The sequence below is a fragment of the Georgenia sp. SYP-B2076 genome, assembly GCF_003991205.1.
Taxonomy (GTDB): Bacteria; Actinomycetota; Actinomycetes; order Actinomycetales; family Actinomycetaceae; genus Georgenia.
The window spans coordinates 106623-126697 of sequence record NZ_RXOZ01000036.1 but is presented as its reverse complement, the minus strand read 5'-3'; the positions used below and the strand labels follow the sequence as shown (position 1 = coordinate 126697).

The window sequence follows — 20075 nt, the reverse complement described above, 5'->3', positions numbered from 1 at the left end:
TCAGCCGGCCTCGGCCGCCCGGGCCAGCTCGACGTCCAGGCCTTCCTTGCGCATCCGCACATCGACGTAGACCAGGGCCAGCACGGCCGAGAAGAACGGGGTGGTCAGGGCGGAGACGACGGCCGAGAGCACGTACGTGACGATGGCCGACGCGACCACCGCCTGGGGGCCAAGGAAGGCCGTGACGACGCTGATGGGGATCGTGAGCACCGACGTGATGATCGTGACGATGATCGCGGCAAGGGCCAGGGCCCCGAAGATCCGCCAGAAGTTGCCCGACGTGAGGGACCATGAGCGCCGGATGGACGGGATGATGCCCGTGCGCTCGAGCATCAGCGCGGGGGCGGCGATCCCGAGGCGCACCGTGAAGAACGCCGCGACCACAAGGGCCGCCAGCACCAGCAGGAAGCCGACGAGGCCCGCCACGGCGGCCCCCGCCCCGCTCCCCGAGGCGGAGACGCCCGCGATGAGCAGCGCGATCACCACGCCGACGACGGCGACAAGGGCGATGCTCAGGAGCGTCAGCAGCAGCGTCAACCCGATCAGCCGCCAGGCCTGGCCCTTGGCGTGCTCCCAGAGTTCCTTGGCGCTGACCACCCGGCCGATGACGGACTGGCTCACCGAGATGATCAGCAACCCGGTCAGCACCACGGAGGCGATCGAGATGGCCAGGGACGAGAAGAGGTACCCCAGGACGCTGCCGGCGCTGATGGCCCCGAGCGCCTCAGGGGTTGCGGCGCCGCTCAGCAGCGGGAGCGTCTGCTCGAGGGTGGCGCGGAAGGCGATCGCGTCGATGAGGGTCAGGATGCCCATGACCAGCAGGGACAGGCCGAACATCACCTTCGGGTTGGCGCGGATCGACCGGAACGCCCCGTCGAGGATCTCGCCGACGTTGAGGGGCCGCAGCGGGATGATCCCGGGCTGCGGCGCACCGCCGAAGCCGTAGGGCGCGGAGTACTGGGGGACCCCGGAACCGGGCTGGCCGTACTGCCCGTACTGGGGTTGCTGGCCGTACTGCCCGTGCTGCGGCTGACCGGCGGCCGGCTGGCCGTACTGCCCGTACTGCGGCTGACCGGCGCCTGGCTGGCCGTACTGCGGCTGACCGGCGCCTGGCTGGCCGTACTGCCCGTACTGGGGCTGCTGGCCGTACTGGCCAGGCTGCGCCTGCTGGCCGTACTGGGGCTGCTGGCCAGGCTGCGGCTGACCGACCCCCGGCTGGCCGTACTGCCCGTACCTGCCGGGCTGCTCGGGCTGCGGCGGCGTTCCGCCGTCGGGCTGGCTGTACTGCCCGTACCGGGGCTGCTCACCGTAGGACTGCCCGTGCGAGCCGGCGTTCTGGCCCTGCCAGGGGGGCGACGCATGGCCGCGCTGTGCGTTCGGCCCCTGGCCCGGCGCAGGGGTCTGGTCCGGCCCCTGGCCCTGCCAGGGCACGTCCGGTCGGCGCTGCGACTGGTCCGCCTGGTGCGCCGACTGCGGGCCGTCGCCCGTGCCGTGCTCGCCGGTGGCCTGCCGGGCCGGATCGTCCGGTCGGTCGTCCCGGCTCGGGTGGTTGCTCGTCATGACGGCGCCTTCCTCGCAGGTGGGCACCTGCGCCCCGGTGTACGTGCTGGTGCCATCGTCCCACGCCAGCGGGCCACGGGCGGGAACGGTGCGTCCGCGGTGCGGGCCGGCCGGGCGGGCCTGCCGGGTGAGCCTGCCGGGCGGCCCTGCCGGGTGGGCCTCTCGGGCGGCCCGCCCGCCGGACCGCCGGCGCACGTCGGCCACCCCCGCCGAGCATGCCGCGGAGGGTGGTGCCGGGGGTGGCTCCGGGGCCGCCGTCAGCGCGGGTGACGGCGGTGTCCCCGGGAGATGGGAACATAAGCACATGAATTCGCGTCTTCTCGTGGTTGACGACGACACCGCGCTGGCCGAGATGATCGGCATCGTTCTCGAGGCCGAGGGTTTCGAGCCCATCTTCTGCGCGGACGGCGCCCTCGCGCCGGACCTGTTCCGCGCCGAGCAGCCGGACCTCGTCCTCCTCGACCTCATGCTCCCGGGCCTGGACGGCATCCAGATCTGCCGCGCCATCCGCGCCGAGTCCGACGTGCCGATCGTCATGCTCACCGCCAAGTCGGACACGCTCGACGTCGTCGCGGGGCTGGAGGCGGGCGCGGACGACTACATCGCCAAGCCCTTCAAGCCCAAGGAGCTCGTGGCGCGCGTGCGGGCGCGGCTGCGCCGCCAGGACGAGCCGGAGCCCGAGAAGCTCCGCATCGGCGACCTGACCATCGACGTCGCCGGGCATGAGGTCAAGCGCCGCGACCGCGTGATCGCCCTGACGCCGCTGGAGTTCGACCTCCTGGTGGCCCTGGCCCGCAAGCCCTGGCAGGTCTTCAGCCGCGAGGTCCTCCTCGAGCAGGTGTGGGGCTACCGGCACGCCGCCGACACGCGGCTCGTCAACGTGCACGTCCAGCGGCTGCGCTCCAAGGTCGAGCAGGACCCGGAGCACCCCGAGGTCGTCGTCACGGTGCGCGGCGTCGGGTACCGGGCGGGGACCCCCCGGGAGTGAGCTTGGACGCCCCCGTGGTGCCGGGCGGCGACGACCCGGTCCACCTCCTCGGGTCGATGCCGCACCCGCGTGGACCTGCGACGACCTACCGGCCGCGGTCCCGGCGGAGCCTGCGGCTGCGGCTGCGCCGCAAGCTCCTGCGGCTGGCCCGCCGGTGGCGGTCGTCGCTGAGCGTGCGCGTGGTCACGGTCACCGTGGTCGGCGGCATCCTCGCGCTCGCCGTCCTGGGCGGGGTCATCGCGGTGCAGATCCGCGACGGCCTGTACGACCAGCGCGTGACCCAGATGTTGGAGGACGCGGCGCTGCGCACGCGCGACGCCCAGCAGACCTTCGACTCGGCCACGGCCACCACCAGCCCGCAGGTCCAGCTCATTGCCAACGACTGGATCAGCTCGGCGCAGAGCGCCACGTCCGGCGGGATCGGCACCATGCTCTGGCGCTCGCCCAAGGCGACCTCCGCCGTGACCATCGCCGAGCCCGCCACGAACAACGCGCTGCGCGACCTGGTCACCCCGGAGCTGCGCGCCGCCGTGCAGGAGAAGGGCGGGCAGCACTGGCAGGCCGTCGCCGTGCCGGGGATCGACGGCGACGAGCCGGGCATCGTCGTCGGTGCCCCGGTCACCCTGCCCGCCGCCGGCGCCTACGAGCTGTACATGGTCTACACGCTCGAGCCGGAGGAGCAGACCGTCTTCCTGGTCCTGCGGATCCTGTCGGTCGGCGCAGTCGCCGTCGTGGTGCTGTTGGGCGCCATGACGTGGCTGATCACCCGCTGGGTGCTGGCGCCGGTGCGCGAGGCCGCGTTCACGGCGGAACGGCTGGCGGACGGCCTGCTCGACGAACGCATGGAGGTCCAGGGGCACGACGAGCTCGCGCTGCTGGGTGACTCCTTCAACGAGATGGCCGGCTCGCTGCAGAGCCAGATCGAGCAGATGGAAGAGCTCTCACGCCTCGAGCAGCGGTTCGTCTCCGACGTCTCCCACGAGCTGCGGACCCCGCTCACGACGATCCGCATGGCGAGCGAGCTCATCTTCGACGCCCGGGACTCCTTCGACCCGGCCGTGCGCCGCTCCGCCGAGCTCATGCACACCCAGCTCGACCGGTTCGAGTCGATGCTGGCCGACCTGCTCGAGATCTCCCGCTTCGACGCCGGCGCCGCCTCGCTCGACGTGGAGGTGCGGGACATGCGCGACCTCGTGGCCCGGGTGGTGGAGATGAACTCCTTCCTCGCCGAGCAGAAGGGTTCCCAGATCCGGGTGCACGCCCCCGACAGCCCGTGCACCGCCGACGTGGACTCCCGACGGGTCGAGCGGGTGCTGCGCAACCTGTTCAACAACGCCGTCGAGCACGGCGAGGGCCGACCGATCGACATCACCATCGGCTGCAGCGCCAGCGCCGTGAGCGTGCGGGTGCTCGACCATGGGATCGGCATGTCCGAGGAGGACGCCTCGCACGTCTTCGACCGGTTCTGGCGCGCCGACCCCGCCCGCGCGCGCACGACGGGCGGCACGGGCCTGGGCCTGTCCATCTCGATGGAGGACACGCGCCTGCACGGCGGGACCCTGGAGGCCGCCGGGCGCCCCGGCACGGGTGCCTCCTTCCTGCTCACGCTCCCGCGCCGGGCCGGCGCGGTCATCGGCACGCCCCCGGTCCCGCTCGTCCCCGCCCCGGAGCCGACGCCGGAGCTGGCGGCCCAGTCCGGCGGCGGTGTGTCCGGGGCCGGGGAGGAGTCCGGGCCGGCCGACGGCGCACGCGAGGCGGACGGCGCACCCCGGCCCGACCGGGCGCAGGGGCGCCCCACGCGCCCCGGACCCGGACAGGAGGATCGATGAGCACCCCGCCCAACGCGCCGGCCATCACCCGCCATGCGCGCACGGACTCGCCGTCGCCGGACGGCCGGCCGCCCGCGCCCGGCATGACGCGCCTGCGCACCCGCCTCCTCCGCGCCGTCGTCGCCCTGGCCGCGGCCCTCGTCCTCGCCGGGTGCGCGAGCCTGCCCCGCTCCGGGCCCGTGACCGCCTCCGAGCCGGACCTGCCCGCCTCCCAGGGCATCGGTCTGTTCGCCCGCGGGCCGGAGGCCGACGCGTCCCCGCAGGACATCGTCGACGGCTTCCTCACCGCCTCCGCGGCCGGGTACTCCGACGAGTTCCTCGTCGCCCGCCAGTTCCTCGCGGGCACCGCCGTCTCCACGTGGCAGCCGCTGGAGCAGGTCCGCATCTACTCCGACAGCCAGCCGCCCGCGTACTCCCGCGCGCCCGACGGCGGCGTGCGCCTGAGCGTGCCGGCCCAGGCCTCCGTGGACTCGGACGGGCTCTACACCGAGTCCGCCCCGCAGACCATGATCCAGACCGACTTCACGCTCGCGCGCAACGCCGACGGGGAGTGGCGCATCATCGAGCTCGACGACGGGGTACTGCTGCTCGCCGCCAACTTCAGCTCCGTCTACGCCCAGGGCGCGCTGTACTTCCTCACCCCCGACCTCGAGGCCCTCGTGCCGGACGTGCGCTGGTACCCGCGCCACAACCTCGCGACGGCGCTGGTGCGCGGCCTGCTGAACGGCCCGGCGCCGTGGCTCGAGCCCGGCGTCACCACGATGGTCCCGGCGGGCACGCGCATGACCGTCGAGTCGGTGGCCGTCAGCGAGCGGGTGGCACAGGTCGACCTGTCAGCCGACTCCCTGGCGGCGGACCCCGAGCAGCGCGTCCTGCTCTACGCCCAGATCGAGCGGACGCTGCGCGGGGTCGGGGGCGTGCAGCAGGTCCAGATCACGGCGGCGAACGCCCCCTTCGAGATCACCGGGGACATCCCGGACCTCTCCGCCTACCCCTACACCGCGAGCAACCTCGTCGTCATCTCGGACGGGGCGCTCGCCGACGTCGTCGGGGGCGACCTCGCACCCCGCGCGGGGGCACAGCAGATGGCGGGGATGGACCCGCGTCACCCCGCCCTCGGGTACGAGGGCACGGCCTCGACCACGGTGCTCCTCGACGGCCCGGACCGCCTGGTCACGGCGCCCGAGGGCGACGCCCAGCCGTTCCTCCTCGCGCAGGGCACCTCGCTCGTGGCACCCTCCGTCGACCGGCAGGGCTGGGTCTGGACCACCCCCGCGGCCAGCAACGGGCACCTCACCGCCGTGCGGCCCGACGGCACGCGCGCCGACGTCAGCGCGCCGTGGCTGGACGGCGGCACCGTCCGCTCGATCCGGATCTCCCGGGAGGGCGCTCGCGCCGTCATCGTCTGGCAGTCGGCGGGCACCACTGTCGTCGACGTCGCCACCGTGGTGCGCGGGCTCGACGGCACCCCGCGCGGCCTGGGCGAGCCCGCGCGCATCGGGGACCGGCTCACCGACGCCACGCAGGCCGTGTGGGTCGACGAGCAGACCGTGGCGGCGCTGGGCACCTCCGGCGGCGACCCGGCGCCCACGGTTCACCTGATCCCGCTCGGCGGGCCGACCTCGCTGCTGCCCGCCGTGGACGGCACCGTCTCGATCACGGCCGGTCGAGGGGACAGGTCGATTGTGCTGGGCACGGAGTCCGGGCGGCTCTACGAACGCAACGGTGCCGCCTGGCGGCCTGTGCTCGGCAACGTCTACGACCCCGCGCTGCCCGGCTGACGCCGGTCTCGCGCTGCGCGGCTGACGCCGGGCTCGGGCTGCCCGGTGGACGCGGGTCTCGGGCTGCCCGTGGGGTCGCCGCGGTCCACAGCCCCGGCCGTCCACAGGAACTCCGACGTGCGTGCGGCGGCGGGCGGCGCTCCGGCCACACTGACGAGGTGGTGACGGACCGGCTCAGACGGCTGACCGGCGCGCTCGCGGACGCCACCGCCCTCGTGCTGCCGGTGGAGTGCGCGGGGTGCGGGCGCTGGGACGTCGCGCTGTGCCCCGCGTGCCGGGAGCTTTTGGGCGCGGCGCCCACCCGGTGCGAGGCGGACGCCCCCATGATCGCGGGGGAGTGGTCGGGCGCGCCGCTGCCGACCTGGTCGATCGGGCCGTACCGCGGGGCGCTCCGTGCCATCGTGCTGGCCTGGAAGAACCACCAGCGCCGGGACATCGCGCCCGCGATCCTGGCGGCGGCCACCGCCGCCGCCCAGGGCTGGGCGCTCGCTCTCGACCTCCGCGGACCCGAGGCCGACAACGAGGCCGGCGCCGACGTCGCCCACGAGACTGGCACCGCCGCCCCCGCCGCCCCCGCCGCCCCCGCCGCCCCCGCCCCCGCCGCCCCCGCCGCCCCCGCCGCCCCCGCCGCCCCCGCCACTGCCGGCGCCGTCACCGGCGACGTCGTCGCGCCCGGGGTGCCCCCGCGGCGCGACGTCGTGGTGGTGCCGGCACCTTCGGGGTGGCGGCGTCGGCTCCAGCGCCGCCTCGTCGTGGCCGAGCTCGCCGACGCCGTCGGGCAAGGCATTGCCGCCGGCCTGCAGGCGGCGCGGACGGGCGCCGCACCCGAGCCCGGCATCTCCCGGGTCCTGGTCGTCGATGTCCTGCGGCGACGCCGGGGCGGCGAGCACCAGTCGGGGCTCGGCGCCCGGGGCAGGGCGACGAACCGGCGCGGCAGCGTGGCCGTGCTGACCGGGCTCCCCGCCGGCGCCGTCGTCGTCCTGGTGGACGACGTGGTCACGACCGGCGCCACGCTCGCCGCCTGCCGGGCGGCGCTGGAGGCACGTGGGAACCGGGTGGCCGGAGCCTTCGTGCTGGCGTCGACGCCGGCACCCGCCGTGAGGCCCGTCCCAGATGGTGGGACCTTGGTGGGTCACCGGCACGTGTGATGCGACTAACGTAAGTGCATGGAGCACAGGCCGTGGCAGCTGGTGGAGCGCAGGAGAGCGCGAACCGCGCCCGGCCGGGTCCCGGAGGAGGTGGTTACCACCCCTACCGCTCGCCCGTGAGTCCGGCGAGCCCGCACCACACACGCACCAGTCCGGGGCCCCAGAGCCCCGTCAACGACCTATGGAGGTCACCATGGAGATCGTCGTCAAGGGTCGCAACACCGAGATCGCCGACCGCTTCCGCACCCACGTGGAGGACAAGCTCGCCAAGATCGAGCAGCTTGCCCCACGCGCGCAGCGGGTGGACGTCGAGCTCACGCACGAGCGCAACCCACGCCAGAGCGACCAGGCGGAACGCGTCGAGATCACCGTGCGTGACAAGGGCCCAGTCATCCGGGCCGAGGCGAAGGCCTCCGACCGCTACGGCGCACTCGACATGGCCGCCGGCAAGCTGCTCGAGCGGCTGCGCAGGTCCCGGGATCGCCGCAAGGACCACCACCGCTACGCCACGCCGCCCGCGGACGCCCTGGTGCCCACGCCCGAGGGGCAGCCGACCGACGACATGCCCGACCACCCGGTCGCGCCGACCGAGCCGGGCCAGAGCGTGGAGGCCCAGCTGGGCGACTCCCCCGTCATCGTGCGCCAGAAGCTGCACGAGGCGACCCCCATGACCGTGGACCAGGCCCTGTACGAGATGGAGCTCGTCGGGCACCCGTTCTACCTCTTCATCGACGACGAGACCGGCCAGCCGTGCGTGGCGTACCACCGCCACGGGTGGACGTACGGCGTGATCCGCCTCAACACGGTCGTCGCCGACATGACCGAGTCCCCAGACGGAACCCTGGACCACGTGACCGCGCCCGTGGCCGAACGCGTCTGACCTTCGAGCAGGAGAACGGCAGGGCCCACCGCCTCACCGGCGGTGGGCCCCGTCGTTTGCCGCGCCGGCCCGCGGCGCCCCGCGCCAGCCCGCGCCGCAGTCCCGACCGCCGCCTACAGTGACGAGGCATGGCCCTCGTCCACGTCGGTATCTCCGGATGGCGGTACGCACCCTGGCGGGGGAACTTCTACCCCCGCGGCCTGCCGCAGCGCCTCGAGCTGGACTACGTCGCAGGCCGCCTCGCGACCGTCGAGATCAACGGGTCGTTCTACTCCCTCCAGGCGCCGGCGAGCTACCAGGCGTGGGCCGCGCACACGCCGCCCGGTTTCGTCTTCGCCGTCAAGGGCGGCCGCTTCATCACGCACCTGAAGAAGCTCAACGACGTCGCGGTGCCGCTGGCCAACTTCTTCGCCTCCGGCGTGCTCGCGCTGGGCGAGAAGCTCGGGCCGGTGCTCTGGCAGCTGCCGCCGCAGCTGCCGTTCGACGCGGGTCGGCTCGACGCCTTCCTCGCCTCGCTCCCACGCACCACGGCCGCCGCGGCGGAGATCGCCGCCGGCCACGACCAGCGCGTGAAGGACCCGGCGTGGACCACCACGGACGCCGACCGGCCGCTGCGCCACGCCCTGGAGGTGCGCCACGAGAGCTACCGCGACCCAACCTGCCTCGCCCTGCTGCGCGAGCACGGCGTCGCCTGCGTCGTCGCGGACACCGCGGGCCGGTGGCCGCTGCTCGAGGAAGTGACCTCCGACGTCGTGTACGTGCGGCTGCACGGGGACGAGGAGCTCTACGTCAGCGGGTACAGCGACGAGGCCCTCGACGCCTGGGCCGGGAAGATCCGCCGCTGGCACGCCGACGGCCGAGACGTGTACGTCTACTTCGACAACGACGTCAAGGTCCGTGCGCCGGTCGACGCCATGGCGCTGGCCGCGCGTCTGGGCGACATCGCGGCACGGCCCGCGGGCGCGCGCCCCGCCTGGGCGGGGGCGCCCGGCGCCGTGCTCACGGAGGAGGAGTAGGTGGCCAGGTCGGGGCAGGAGGCGCGGCGCCCGGGCGCGCAGCGGTGGGTGCCGCCGGAAGGGACGTCGACACTTCAGGTTCGCCCCGCGCGGCAAGCGCCGCATCCACAAGAGCCCCGGCGCCGCGCACATCGCCGCCTGCCTGCCCTGGCTCGAGGCCGAGCTCGCCGCCGTCCGCCCCGGCGTCGTGGTCTGCCTGGGCGCGAGGGCCGGGCGCGCGGTCCTCGGCCGCGAGGTGCGCGTCACCGCCGAGCGCGGGAAGGTCCAGAGCCACCCGGGGCCGGCCGGCGAGATGCGGGTGCTCATCACGACCCACCCCTCGGCGGTGCTGCGCCTGCGGGGCAAGCCGGGGTGGGACGAGGCCTTCGACGGCCTCGTCGCCGACCCGCGCGCCGCAGTGGCGTGACCCCGCCGCCCGCCGCCCGCTGCCCGACCCACCGCCCGCCGCGCGGATCGCGCCGCAAAGCGGTGCTGGAGTGACGGAAGTTGTCCGCGGCTGGCCCTCCCTCGTGGTCTCCTACGCCGGTTGTGGCGCGATCCGTTCGATCAGGCGCCCCGGACGGTCGGCGCGGCCTGCGGCGTGACGCTCGGCCCGGCGCAGACCGGGCCGTCCGGCGTCCAGTCCAGCCGGTCCAGGCACATGCGCCGGGCGGTGCCGTCCGGGTCCCAGGCGTGGTAGACGAGCCAGTCCACCCCGGCGTCGTCGGTCACGACGCTCGCGTGCCCGGGCCCGTGCGCCAGGCCCGGCCGGGTCCGGATCACCGCGGGCCCCTCGCCCGGCGCCTCGGTCCACGGGCCCAGGGGGTGCGGCGCGGACGCGGCGGAGACTCCGTAGGAGGGCTGCTGCCAGTTCCCGCCCGAGTACAGGCACCAGTAGCGGCCCCCGCGGCGGACCACGAACGGGCCCTCGCAGGTGTGCCAGTCGTACACGGCGTCGTACATGGGCCGGCCCGCGTGGAAGAGCTGCCAGTCCGCCGACGGCACGATGACCGGCCGGGGGTCGCCGGCGAGCCGGTCCCGGGCCACCATCCGGTCCACCACGATGGCGGTGCCCGCCCGGTCGGAGTCCAGGCGGTCGACGGCGTAGAACAGGTACCAGGTGCCGTCGGCGTCACGGAAGGGGTGCGGGTCGATGGCGAACGGCTCTCCCGGCGCGAGCTGCGCCCCGAGGTCGCGGTAGGGCCCCTCGGCGCGCGGGCTCGACGCTGCGCGCAGGCGGTGGCCCTTGTCCTCCACGCCCGCCGAGTAGTACATGACGTACCCGCCGTCCACCTCGGCCACCTCGGGCGCCCACAGGTGCGTGGCCGGGCCGGTGACCGCGTCCGGGGCGAGGACCGCCCCGAGGTCCCGCCAGCTGACGAGGTCCTCGGACACCAGGCCCACCAGCGACTGCGACGCGGTCCCCGTCCCCGTCCCGAACGCGTAGTAGCGGGACTGCGCCGCCATCACGAACGGGTCGGCGAAGTAGCCCGGCCAGACGGGGTTCGTGTAGGTGCTGCTCATCCCTTGAGCCCGGCCCGGCCCACGCCCTCGACGATGTAGCGCTGCGCCGCGAAGTACATGAGCAGCACGGGCACGCTGGCGATGACGGCCCCGGCCATGAGCAGGTCGTAGCGCACCGCGTTGGCGTTCTGCAGCGTGGACAGCCCCGCGGGCAGCGTCTGGTTCTCGGGCGAGAAGAGCACGTACACGGGCCAGAGGAAGTCGTTCCAGTTCGTCAGGAACGAGAGCAGGGCGAGGGTGACCAGCGCGGGACGCGACAGCGGCAGGATGATCTGCCGGAACGTCCGCCAGCGGGTGGCGCCGTCGATGCGGGCGGCCTCCTCAAGCTCCAGCGGCAGGCCGAGGAAGAACTGGCGCAGGAAGAACACGCCGAAGGCCCCGGCGGCGCCGGGGAGGATGACGGCGAGCAGCGTGTCCAGCCAGCCGAGCCGGCCCACCACGAGGTAGTTGGGGATCAGCAGGATGACCGGCGGGACGAACAGCGTCGCGATGATGATGCCGAAGACGATCCGCTTGCCGCGGAAGTCGATGCGCGCCAGCGCGTAGCCCGCCATCGAGGCGGTCACGAGGATGAGTACCGTCTGGAGCGTCGCCGCCAGGATGCTGTTGACGAGCCAGCGCACCACGGGCGTGCCGCTCGTGGTGAAGATGGACTCGTAGGCGTGCAGGGTGGGCTCGATCGGGATCCACTGTGGGCTCGGCGCCGCCGCCCCGGCCGTCGTCTTGAACGACGTGGAGAGCATGTACAGCAGGGGCGAGATGAAGATCAGCGTGAGGATCGCCAGAAGCGCGTAGAGCAGGCCGCGGCGTGGGCTGCGGCGCCGGCCCGACACGTCGGAGGTGCGCGGGGCGATGGTGGTGCGCATCAGTGCTTCCCTCCGTCGGGCCCGCGGGCGTCACGCTCGCGGAAGATGAAGAAGACGATCACGCTGACCAGGGCCAGGAAGACGGTGAAGATCATCGACATGGCCGAGGCGACGCCGGAGTTGAAGCTGGTCAGCCCGGTCTCGGCGATCTGGTAGATCGCCGTGCGGCTCTCCTGCCCCGGGGCGCCCTGGGTCATGAGGTAGGACTGCCCGAACATGTTCACCGAGGCGATGATCGTCACGGACGTGACGAAGAGCAGCACCGGCCGCAGCCCCGGGAGGGTGATGTTGCGGAAGCGCTGCCACGCGTTCGCGCCGTCCATCTTCGCGGCCTCGTACAGCTCGGGGGAGATGTCCTGGAGGGCCGCGAGGTAGATCACCGTGTTGAACCCCAGCGTCCACCACACCGTCACCCCGACGAGGGAGACCCAGACCCACGGCAGCTGGGTCAGCCACGGCGCGGCGCCCGAGAGCCCGAGCTGCTCGAGGTAGTAGTTGACCAGCCCGATGTTGGTGTCGAGCAGGTAGCGCCAGAGCACCGCGACGACCGCGACGCCCAGGACGTAGGGCGCGAAGTACATGGCCCGGAAGAAGTTGCGCCCGCGGAACCTCAGGTTCATGGCCAGCGCCACCAGGAGCGGGAGCACGAGCAGGAGCGGGACGGTGAAGACGGTGAAGATGGCCGTCGCCCGGATGCCCTGCCAGAACGGGCCCGCGAAGGGCGAGGACCCGGTGATCAGGCCGGAGTAGTTCTCCAGCCCGACCCAGGGCTTGTCGGGGAGGGTGTAGTCGTACTCGTGCAGGCTGATCCAGATGCCCAGGATCGTCGGCAGGATCACGAAGACCGTGAACAGCACCAGGTACGGGGCCAGGAAGAGCCAGCCGTCCCGGTTGTCCTTGGCGGCGCTCGCCGTCCGCGGGCGGGCGTCGAGCGCGCCGCGGCCGGTCCCGGGTGCGGCGCCGACGGTGGCCGCCCTGCCGAGCACTGTTTCGGTCATTGGAGCACTCCTTCGAACTTGCGCAGGTTGCTCTGCATGATCGCGGTCGCCTGCTTGGCCGCGGCGCTCAGCGCGGCCTGCGGCTCGGCCGCGCCCAGGACCGCGTTGGATACGGCGGTCTCGAGGGTCTGCGCCTGGACCTCGCCGACCGCGGCGATCGGCGGCAGGAAGCGCATCGATCCGATGGCCTCGGCGATCGCGGCCTGCGGGCTGGCCCGGAAGTCGGGGTCCTCGCGTGCCTGCGACCGCGCCGGGATCATCCCCGCGCCCGCCCAGGCCGCCGAGTTCTCCACGAGGAACTTCAGGAACTCCTTGCTCGCCAGCAGCCGGTTGTCGTCGGGCCGGCGGCTGCGGAACAGCACCAGGTGGTGGGAGTTCGCCCACACCGCGGGCTCGGTGCCGACGGTCGGCAGCGGCGCCAGCTTCCACTTGAGGTCCGGCGCGGTGCTCTCGAGGTCGTTGATCTGCCAGATGCCGTCCCAGGTGAACGCGCCGTCGCCGTTCTTGAACGCGGTGTACTGCGAGTCCGGCGCCACGTTGGGCGGGCTGAAGCCCTGCTGGATCTGGCTGGTCATCCAGCTCAGCGCCTGCACGCCGGCGTCGCTGTCGAAGGTCGCGGCCGAGCCGTCCTCCGCGTAGGGCTCGCCGCCGAACTGCCAGAGCAGGGAGAGGAAGATCAGGTGCGCCGGCCACCGGTTCGGCACCCAGAACGGGGTGGACACCCCGGCGGCCATCAGCGCGGCGAGGTTGGCCTGCAGCTCCTCGCCCGAGGCGGGCTGGGCGGAGAGCCCGGCCTTCTGCAGCAGCGCGGTGTTCGCGTAGGAGCCCAGGGAGTGCACGTCCAGCGGGATGCCGTACCGCTTGCCCTCGTAGATCCCGGCCTGCCACACCTCGGCGGGGTACTCCTGCTCCGAGATGCCGAGCTCGCCCACGACGTCGTCGAGCGGGCTGATGCTCCGCCGCACCGCCTGGGTCGCGAGCTGCTCCACGTGCATCGCGCCGATGTCGGGGCCCTGGCCCGCGTGCACCGCGGCGACGACGCGCTGGTAGTACTGCGCCCACTGCACCACGTTCATCCGCACCGTGATGAGGTCCTGGCTGTTGTTGAAGTCGGCGACGAGCTGGCGCATGGCCGGCCCGTCACCGCCCGTGAAGCCGTTCCAGTACTGGAGCGTGACCGGGGGGCCGTCGTAACCACCGCCCGTCAGCGCCGGCCCGGTGGCCGCCAGAGGCGTCGGGTTCGCGCAGGCGGCCAGCGCCGCCCCGGCACCCGCCGCCAGTGTCAGTGCCAAGAAGTCACGACGCGACACTCCTCCGTGCGCCATGCCCCACCCCCTCACCGTCGCCGTTAACGTGTGGTGGCCGTCACGTTAGCGCCGCCGGGTCGGCGGCACGACTGGGGTGGGGAGGGGCGCCCCCGGCGTCGGGCCGGTGCGTGTGGGTGGGACCAGGCACGATGGGATGGTGAGCACCCCTTCCGCCCCGCGCCTCGGCGCGCCGGCGTCCGTCGTGGCGGCGCCCGCGGCCGCCGCCGACTTCGCCGACGTGGTCGTGGGCGCCGTGGACGCCGCCGCCGACGCCGACGCCGCCGCTGACGCCGTCGTCGCCGCCGCCCGCGCCGACGCCGCCGCCGCCCGCGCCGACGTCGCCGCCGCCGTGGTGGGCGTGACGGGCCGGCCGCGCGCGGGAACGACGGCGGGCGGGGCGTCCGTCCGCACCCTCACGCTCGGCCAGGCCCGGCGCATCGCCGTCGCCGCCCAGGGCCTCGACCGGCCGCGGCCCGCACCAGGGACGGCGACGATGGCGCACCTGGGCCGCGTCATCGACCGCATCGGGCTGCTGCAGATCGACTCGGTCAACGTGCTCGCCCGCGCGCACCTCCTGGCGCTCTACTCCCGGCTGGGCGCCTACGACGTCGCCCTGCCGGAGCGCGCCGGCGGCCGCGCGCCGCGGCGCCTCGTAGAGTTCTGGGCCCACGAGGCCTCCTTCGTGCCGCCCCGGACGTACCAGCTGCTGCGCTGGCGCATGGAGCGCTACCGCGAGCGGAACCACTGGGGCCGCGAGCTCGACCACAACCCTGGCCTGCTCGCGGCGGTGCGCGCCCTCGTGGCGGAGGAGGGACCGGTCACCGCGACCCAGGTCCACGCCGCCCTCGGCGCCCGGCGCGGCGCCAAGGAGGGCTGGGGCTGGAACTGGACCCCCGCCAAGCACGCCCTCGAGCACCTCTTCGACGTCGGCGAGATCGCCGTCGCCCACCGCACGGCCCAGTTCGAGCGGGCCTACGACCTCACCGAGCGTGTCCTGCCCCCGGCGGTCCTCGCCGCCCCGGTCCCGGCGGAGGCCGACGCCGTGCGGGAGCTCGTCGCCATCGGCGCCCGCGCCCACGGCATCGGCACGCAGCGGTGCCTCGCCGACTACTTCCGCCTGCCGGCGGCCGCCACCGGCAGGGCCATCGCCGAGCTGGTGGCGGAGGGCACCCTCGAGCCCGTCCACGTGCGCGGGTGGGGCCGGCCCGCGTACCTCCACGCGGCCGCCCGGGTGCCCCGGCGCACCCACGCGCGCACCCTGCTCGCCCCCTTCGACCCGCTCGTCTTCGAGCGTCGCCGACTGGCGGAACTGTGGGGCATGCACTACCGCATCGGCATCTACACCCCCCGCGGCCAGCGCACCCACGGCTACTACGTCCTGCCCTTCCTGCTGGGCGAGCACCTGGTGGCGCGGGTCGACCTCAAGGCGGACCGCCAGTCGGGGCTGCTCCGTGTGCGCGCCGCCCACGCCGAGGAACGCGCGGGCGTCCCGGGACTCCCGCGGGGCGACGGCGCCTGGCCGCGGCGCGGCGCCGTCGCCGAGGCGCTCGTGGCCGAGCTCGCCGAGATGGCCGGGTGGCTCGGCCTCGGGGCCGTCGTCGTCGATCCCGACGCCGGGGGAGACCTCGCGGCCGACCTGCGCGCCGCCCGGCCGTGAGCGGGCCCGCGCCCACCATGTGAGGAAGGCGGCAACCGCCAGGGCGGTGCTGCGCCTACCATGGAGTCGGGTGTGCCCGGCCGGGCGCCCGCACCGTGCCTCCCGGGCCGGTGGAGACTGACACGATCAGGAGTTCTGCGTGCCTGCGATCCTCGACAAGATCCTGCGGATGGGCGAGGGGCGCGTCCTCAAGAAGCTCACCGCGATGGCGGACCAGGTGGACGCCCTGGAGGACTCGTTCTCCTCCCTGAGCGATGCCGAGCTGCGCGAGGAGACGGACCGCTTCAAGGCCCGTCACGCCGACGGCGAGAGCCTGGACGACCTGCTCCCCGAGGCCTTCGCCACGGTGCGCGAGGCCTCCTCCCGCACGCTCGGCCAGCGCCACTACAAGGTCCAGGTCATGGGCGGCGCCGCCCTGCACCTGGGCAACATCGCCGAGATGAAGACCGGTGAGGGCAAGACCCTCGTGGCGACCCTGCCGAGCTACCTCAACGCCCTGACCGGCAAGGGGGTGCACGTCGTCACCGTCAACGACTACCTCGCCAGCTACCAGAGCGAGCTCATGGGACGCGTGTACCGCTTCCTCGGGCTGACCACCGGCACCGTCGTCTCCGGCCAGCGCCCGGACGAGCGGCGCGAGCAGTACGCCGCCGACATCACCTACGGCACGAACAACGAGTTCGGCTTCGACTACCTGCGCGACAACATGGCGTGGTCGACCGCCGAGCTGGTCCAGCGCGGCCACCACTTCGCCATCGTCGACGAGGTCGACTCGATCCTCATCGACGAGGCCCGCACCCCGCTGATCATCTCCGGCCCGGCCTCCGGCGACGTCAACAAGTGGTACGCCGAGTTCGCGCGCATCGCCAAGCGGCTCGAGGTCGAGAAGGACTACGAGGTCGACGAGAAGAAGCGCACCGTCGGCGTCCTGGAGCCCGGCATCGAGAAGGTCGAGGACTACCTCGGCATCGAGAACCTCTACGAGTCCCTGAACACGCCCCTGATCGGCTTCCTCAACAACGCCATCAAGGCCAAGGAGCTGTTCAAGAAGGACAAGGACTACATCGTCGACCGCGGCGAGGTCCTCATCGTCGACGAGCACACGGGCCGCGTGCTCGCCGGGCGCCGCTACAACGAGGGCATGCACCAGGCGATCGAGGCCAAGGAGGGCGTGGTCATCAAGGCCGAGAACCAGACGCTCGCGACGATCACCCTGCAGAACTACTTCCGGCTCTACGACAAGCTCTCCGGCATGACCGGCACCGCCGAGACGGAGGCCGCGGAGTTCTCCGGCACCTACAAGATCGGCGTGGTGCCCATCCCCACGAACCGCCCCATGCAGCGCGCCGACAAGGCCGACCTCATCTACAAGGGCGCGAAGCAGAAGTACGACGCCATCGTCAAGGACATCGGCGAGCGCCACGAGGAGGGGCAGCCGGTCCTGGTCGGCACCACGAGCGTGGAGAAGTCCGAGCTGCTCTCCGCGCTGCTGAAGAAGGAGGGCATCCCGCACCAGGTCCTCAACGCCAAGCAGCACGAGCGGGAGGCCGCCGTCGTCGCCATGGCCGGGCGCAAGGGCGCCGTCACGGTCGCCACGAACATGGCCGGCCGCGGCACGGACATCATGCTCGGCGGGAACGCCGAGTTCATCGCCATCGCGGCGCTGAAGGAGAAGGGCCTCGACCCGACGGAGACGCCGGAGGAGTACGAGGCGGCCTGGCCCGACGCGCTCGCGGCGGCGAGGAAGGCGGTGTTGGCCGAGCACGACGAGGTCACCGAGCTCGGCGGCCTCTACGTGCTCGGCACCGAGCGCCACGAGTCCCGCCGCATCGACAACCAGCTGCGCGGCCGGTCGGGGCGCCAGGGCGACCCGGGCGAGTCCCGGTTCTACCTCTCGCTCGAGGACGACCTCATGCGGCTGTTCAACTCCGGCCTCGCCATGCGGGTCATGGACGGCGCCTCGTACCCCGACGACATGCCCCTGGAGCACAAGTTCGTCTCCCGCGGCATCGCCAGCGCGCAGGGGCAGATCGAGGCCCGCAACTTCGAGATCCGCAAGAACGTCCTCAAGTACGACGACGTCCTCTCCCGCCAGCGTTCCGTCGTGTACGAGGAGCGCCGCAGGGTGCTCGAGGGCGAGGACCTCCAGGACCAGATCCAGGCCTTCCTCGACGACGTCGTCGCCGGGGTCGTGTCCGAGTTCACCGCCCAGGGCACCCCGGAGACCTGGGACCTCGCGGCGCTGTGGAACGACCTCAAGACGACCTACCCGGTCTCCATCACCCCGGAGGACGTCATCGAGGAGGCAGGCAACGCGACCCGCGTGAGCGCGGAGATGCTCGTCGAGGAGCTGCAGTCCGACATCCACCTCGCCTACCAGGCCCGCGAGGAGTCGCTGGGCGAGGAGGTCATGCGCCAGCTCGAGCGGCGCGTCGTGCTCTCCGTGCTCGACCGCAAGTGGCGCGAGCACCTCTACGAGATGGACTACCTCAAGGAGGGCATCGGGCTGCGGGCGATGGCCCAGCGCGACCCGCTCGTGGAGTACCAGCGCGAGGGCTACCAGCTCTTCCAGGCCATGAACGAGGCCATCAAGGAGGAGTCGGTCCAGTACCTCTTCAACATCGAGGTCAAGCGGCAGGAGCCCGCCGAGGGCATCACCGCCCCCGGCCCGCTCATCAACGCGGCGTCGGCGGCCGCCGCGGCCACCGCGGCCGCGCCGAACCTGGCCGCCGCACGCCGGCCCGCGCAGGACGGCGCCCCCACGGCCGCCGCACCCGCCCAGGCCGCCCCGGAGCCGGACCTCCTCGGCCTCGAGGAGCCGGCGCGACCCAGCAAGCTGACGTACACGGCCTCCGCCCTGGACGGCACCGTCCCGACCGGCGTCACGACCGACGACGGCCAGCCGGCCGACGTCGGCGGCGGCGACGGAAACCGGGAGGCCCGGCGGGCGGCGGCGAGGTCGGCCAAGAAGCGCGGCTGACCCACCCACACCCGCTGACCGGTCAAGTCCTCGCACCGGATCGCGGGGCGCGGCGCCGGACCACGGGGTCCCACACCTGACACGGGTGGGGGCCCCGTCGTCGTTCCCGGAGCGGACCGGCGGAAGGAGGACGGCGTGGCGGCCGGTGAGTGCGGCCGCCGGCCCCGTGGCGGCGGGTGGGTACCGCCGTCGGCCCGGCAGCGTGCCGTCCGGTGGTGCCGCCGTCGGCCCGGTGGGTTTGGGCTCCCCGCGCGGCAGTCATGTGCGCAGGCTCACGACCCGGCGTCGCAACGGCGGAATACAGACCTAGGTCCCATGGTTAGGATCGATGTACATGCAAATGCATCGATCTTGCGAGGGGCATCATGGAGTTCGGAATCTTCACGGTCAGCGACCAGACGACCGACCCGACGACGGGTGACACGCCGACCGACGCCCAGCGCGTCAAGGACATCCTGGCGATCGCCCAGCACGCCGACCAGGCCGGGCTGGACGTCTTCGCGACCGGTGAGCACCACAACCCGCCGTTCGTGGCGTCGTCGCCGACCACGATGCTGGGCTACCTGGTGGGCACGACGAAGAACATCACGCTCTCGACGTCAACGACGCTGATCACCACGAACGACCCGGTGAAGATCGCCGAGGACTACGCGATGCTCCAGGTGATCTCGGACGGGCGCATGGACCTGATGATGGGCCGCGGCAACACCGGCCCGGTCTACCCCTGGTTCGGCAAGGACATCCGCCAGGGCATCAACCTCGCCATCGAGAACTACGCGCTGCTGCGCCGCCTGTGGGACGAGGAGGTCGTGGACTGGCAGGGCAAGTTCCGCACCCCGCTCCAGGGCTTCACCTCGACCCCGCGCCCGCTCGACGGCGTCGCGCCGTTCGTGTGGCACGGCTCGATCCGGTCCCCCGAGATTGCCGAGCAGGCCGCGTACTACGGTGACGGCTTCTTCCACAACAACATCTTCTGGCCGATGAGCCACACCAAGCGGATGGTGGCGTACTACCGCCAGCGCTTCGAGCACTACGGCCACGGCGCCGCGAACCAGGCGATCGTCGGCCTCGGCGGCCAGTTCTTCGCACGGAAGAACTCCCAGGACGCCAAGCGCGAGTTCCGCCCGTACTTCGACAACGCCCCCGTGTACGGGCACGGCCCGACCATGGAGGAGTTCACCGAGCAGACGCCGCTGACCGTCGGGTCCCCGCAGGAGATCATCGACCGCTACGCCGCCATGCGCGAGGACGTCGGGGACTACCAGCGCCAGCTGTTCCTCATCGACCACGCGGGCCTGCCGCTCAAGACGGTGCTCGAGCAGATCGACATCCTCGCCGAGGAGATCGTGCCCGCGCTCCGCGCGGAGTTCGAGTCCAAGCGCCCCGCCGGGGTCCCGTCCAACCCGCCCAACCACGCCGACCTGGTCGCCAAGGCCCGCGCCGCGGGCAAGGTCCAGGGCGAGGCCGTCGCCGCCGCCGACCACTGGACCGGCAAGACGGCCGAGGACGACACCGAGGCCGCCGACGCGGTCACCCAGAAGGGCGCAGCCTTCGGGCTGTGA

The 20075-nt window shown here is 73.1% G+C and carries 15 protein-coding genes; 10 read left to right on the top strand and 5 right to left on the bottom strand.

Translation table 11 applies throughout. The annotated features are described in order from the left end of the window. Positions 1 to 1560, bottom strand: coding sequence for a glycerophosphoryl diester phosphodiesterase membrane domain-containing protein (locus EJK16_RS17990; protein WP_127131845.1), 1560 nt, complete (start codon positions 1558 to 1560; stop codon positions 1 to 3). Between the two features lie 304 nt (positions 1561 to 1864). Here EJK16_RS17990 and mtrA point away from each other — a divergent pair, with 304 nt between their 5' ends. The 7 genes from mtrA (at position 1865) to EJK16_RS17955 (ending at position 9608) form a co-directional block, all read left to right on the top strand. Then, positions 1865 to 2548, top strand: coding sequence for an MtrAB system response regulator MtrA (gene mtrA / locus EJK16_RS17985; protein ID WP_127131843.1), 684 nt, complete (start codon positions 1865 to 1867; stop codon positions 2546 to 2548). 2 nt (positions 2549 to 2550) lie between these two features. Next, on the top strand, positions 2551 to 4377 hold the full coding sequence (gene mtrB, locus EJK16_RS17980; protein WP_240646148.1) for an MtrAB system histidine kinase MtrB: 1827 nt from the start codon (positions 2551 to 2553) through the stop codon (positions 4375 to 4377). Further along, the gene (locus tag EJK16_RS17975; RefSeq protein ID WP_127131841.1) at positions 4374 to 6158 is read left to right on the top strand and encodes an LpqB family beta-propeller domain-containing protein; all 1785 of its coding nucleotides are present in this window, start codon (positions 4374 to 4376) and stop codon (positions 6156 to 6158) included. Before mtrB ends, EJK16_RS17975 begins: the two co-directional genes overlap by 4 nt. A 158-nt stretch (positions 6159 to 6316) precedes the next feature. Continuing rightward, the gene (locus EJK16_RS17970) at positions 6317 to 7306 is read left to right on the top strand and encodes a ComF family protein (protein ID WP_127131839.1); all 990 of its coding nucleotides are present in this window, start codon (positions 6317 to 6319) and stop codon (positions 7304 to 7306) included. Between the two features lie 193 nt (positions 7307 to 7499). After that, positions 7500 to 8186 carry a ribosome hibernation-promoting factor, HPF/YfiA family gene (gene hpf / locus EJK16_RS17965; protein ID WP_127131837.1) on the top strand — a complete coding sequence of 229 codons (687 nt, stop codon included), beginning with the start codon at positions 7500 to 7502 and terminating at the stop codon, positions 8184 to 8186. Positions 8187 to 8314: 128 nt separating this feature from the next. Then, positions 8315 to 9202: a DUF72 domain-containing protein gene (locus tag EJK16_RS17960; RefSeq protein WP_127131835.1), complete on the top strand. Its 888-nt coding sequence runs from the start codon at positions 8315 to 8317 to the stop codon at positions 9200 to 9202. Next, on the top strand, positions 9084 to 9608 hold the full coding sequence (locus tag EJK16_RS17955; protein WP_127131833.1) for a uracil-DNA glycosylase family protein: 525 nt from the start codon (positions 9084 to 9086) through the stop codon (positions 9606 to 9608). Before EJK16_RS17960 ends, EJK16_RS17955 begins: the two co-directional genes overlap by 119 nt. 140 nt (positions 9609 to 9748) lie before the next feature. On the opposite strand, the gene EJK16_RS17950 is transcribed toward EJK16_RS17955, so the two are convergent. From EJK16_RS17950 to EJK16_RS17935, 4 genes are read right to left on the bottom strand one after another with little or no spacing between them, the layout of a single operon-like run. Next, positions 9749 to 10705, bottom strand: a complete 957-nt coding sequence (locus EJK16_RS17950; RefSeq protein ID WP_127131831.1) for a glycoside hydrolase family 43 protein — start codon at positions 10703 to 10705, stop codon at positions 9749 to 9751. Continuing rightward, entirely contained in the window at positions 10702 to 11571 is an 870-nt protein-coding gene (locus EJK16_RS17945; protein ID WP_127131829.1) for a carbohydrate ABC transporter permease, read from the bottom strand. The genes EJK16_RS17950 and EJK16_RS17945 overlap by 4 nt, the downstream gene beginning before the upstream one ends. Then, entirely contained in the window at positions 11571 to 12569 is a 999-nt protein-coding gene (locus tag EJK16_RS17940) for a carbohydrate ABC transporter permease (RefSeq protein WP_127131827.1), read from the bottom strand. Before EJK16_RS17940 ends, EJK16_RS17945 begins: the two co-directional genes overlap by 1 nt. Then, a complete protein-coding gene (locus EJK16_RS17935; protein ID WP_164737406.1) occupies positions 12566 to 13861 on the bottom strand; it encodes an ABC transporter substrate-binding protein in 1296 nt (431 codons plus the stop codon). Before EJK16_RS17935 ends, EJK16_RS17940 begins: the two co-directional genes overlap by 4 nt. Positions 13862 to 14033: 172 nt before the next feature. Between EJK16_RS17935 and EJK16_RS17930 the strand changes: the two genes are divergently transcribed. The 3 genes from EJK16_RS17930 (at position 14034) to EJK16_RS17920 (ending at position 20075) form a co-directional block, all read left to right on the top strand. Then, the gene (locus EJK16_RS17930; protein WP_370276088.1) at positions 14034 to 15533 is read left to right on the top strand and encodes a winged helix-turn-helix domain-containing protein; all 1500 of its coding nucleotides are present in this window, start codon (positions 14034 to 14036) and stop codon (positions 15531 to 15533) included. A 139-nt stretch (positions 15534 to 15672) separates the two neighbouring features. Then, the gene (gene secA / locus EJK16_RS17925) at positions 15673 to 18513 is read left to right on the top strand and encodes a preprotein translocase subunit SecA (protein ID WP_127131823.1); all 2841 of its coding nucleotides are present in this window, start codon (positions 15673 to 15675) and stop codon (positions 18511 to 18513) included. Positions 18514 to 18878: 365 nt separating this feature from the next. Continuing rightward, on the top strand, positions 18879 to 20075 hold the full coding sequence (locus EJK16_RS17920) for a CE1758 family FMN-dependent luciferase-like monooxygenase (protein ID WP_127131821.1): 1197 nt from the start codon (positions 18879 to 18881) through the stop codon (positions 20073 to 20075).

Bases quoted from the DNA above. Each gene is read 5' to 3' on its own strand.
- EJK16_RS17960 (WP_127131835.1), top strand. From the start codon at position 8,315: ATGGCCCTCGTCCACGTCGGTATCTCCGGATGGCGGTACGCACCCTGG.
- mtrA (WP_127131843.1), top strand. From the start codon at position 1,865: ATGAATTCGCGTCTTCTCGTGGTTGACGACGACACCGCGCTGGCCGAG.
- EJK16_RS17975 (WP_127131841.1), top strand. From the start codon at position 4,374: ATGAGCACCCCGCCCAACGCGCCGGCCATCACCCGCCATGCGCGCACG.
- EJK16_RS17990 (WP_127131845.1), bottom strand. From the start codon at position 1,560: ATGACGAGCAACCACCCGAGCCGGGACGACCGACCGGACGATCCGGCC.
- EJK16_RS17950 (WP_127131831.1), bottom strand. From the start codon at position 10,705: ATGAGCAGCACCTACACGAACCCCGTCTGGCCGGGCTACTTCGCCGAC.
- EJK16_RS17945 (WP_127131829.1), bottom strand. From the start codon at position 11,571: ATGCGCACCACCATCGCCCCGCGCACCTCCGACGTGTCGGGCCGGCGC.
- EJK16_RS17920 (WP_127131821.1), top strand. From the start codon at position 18,879: ATGGAGTTCGGAATCTTCACGGTCAGCGACCAGACGACCGACCCGACG.
- EJK16_RS17940 (WP_127131827.1), bottom strand. From the start codon at position 12,569: ATGACCGAAACAGTGCTCGGCAGGGCGGCCACCGTCGGCGCCGCACCC.
- hpf (WP_127131837.1), top strand. From the start codon at position 7,500: ATGGAGATCGTCGTCAAGGGTCGCAACACCGAGATCGCCGACCGCTTC.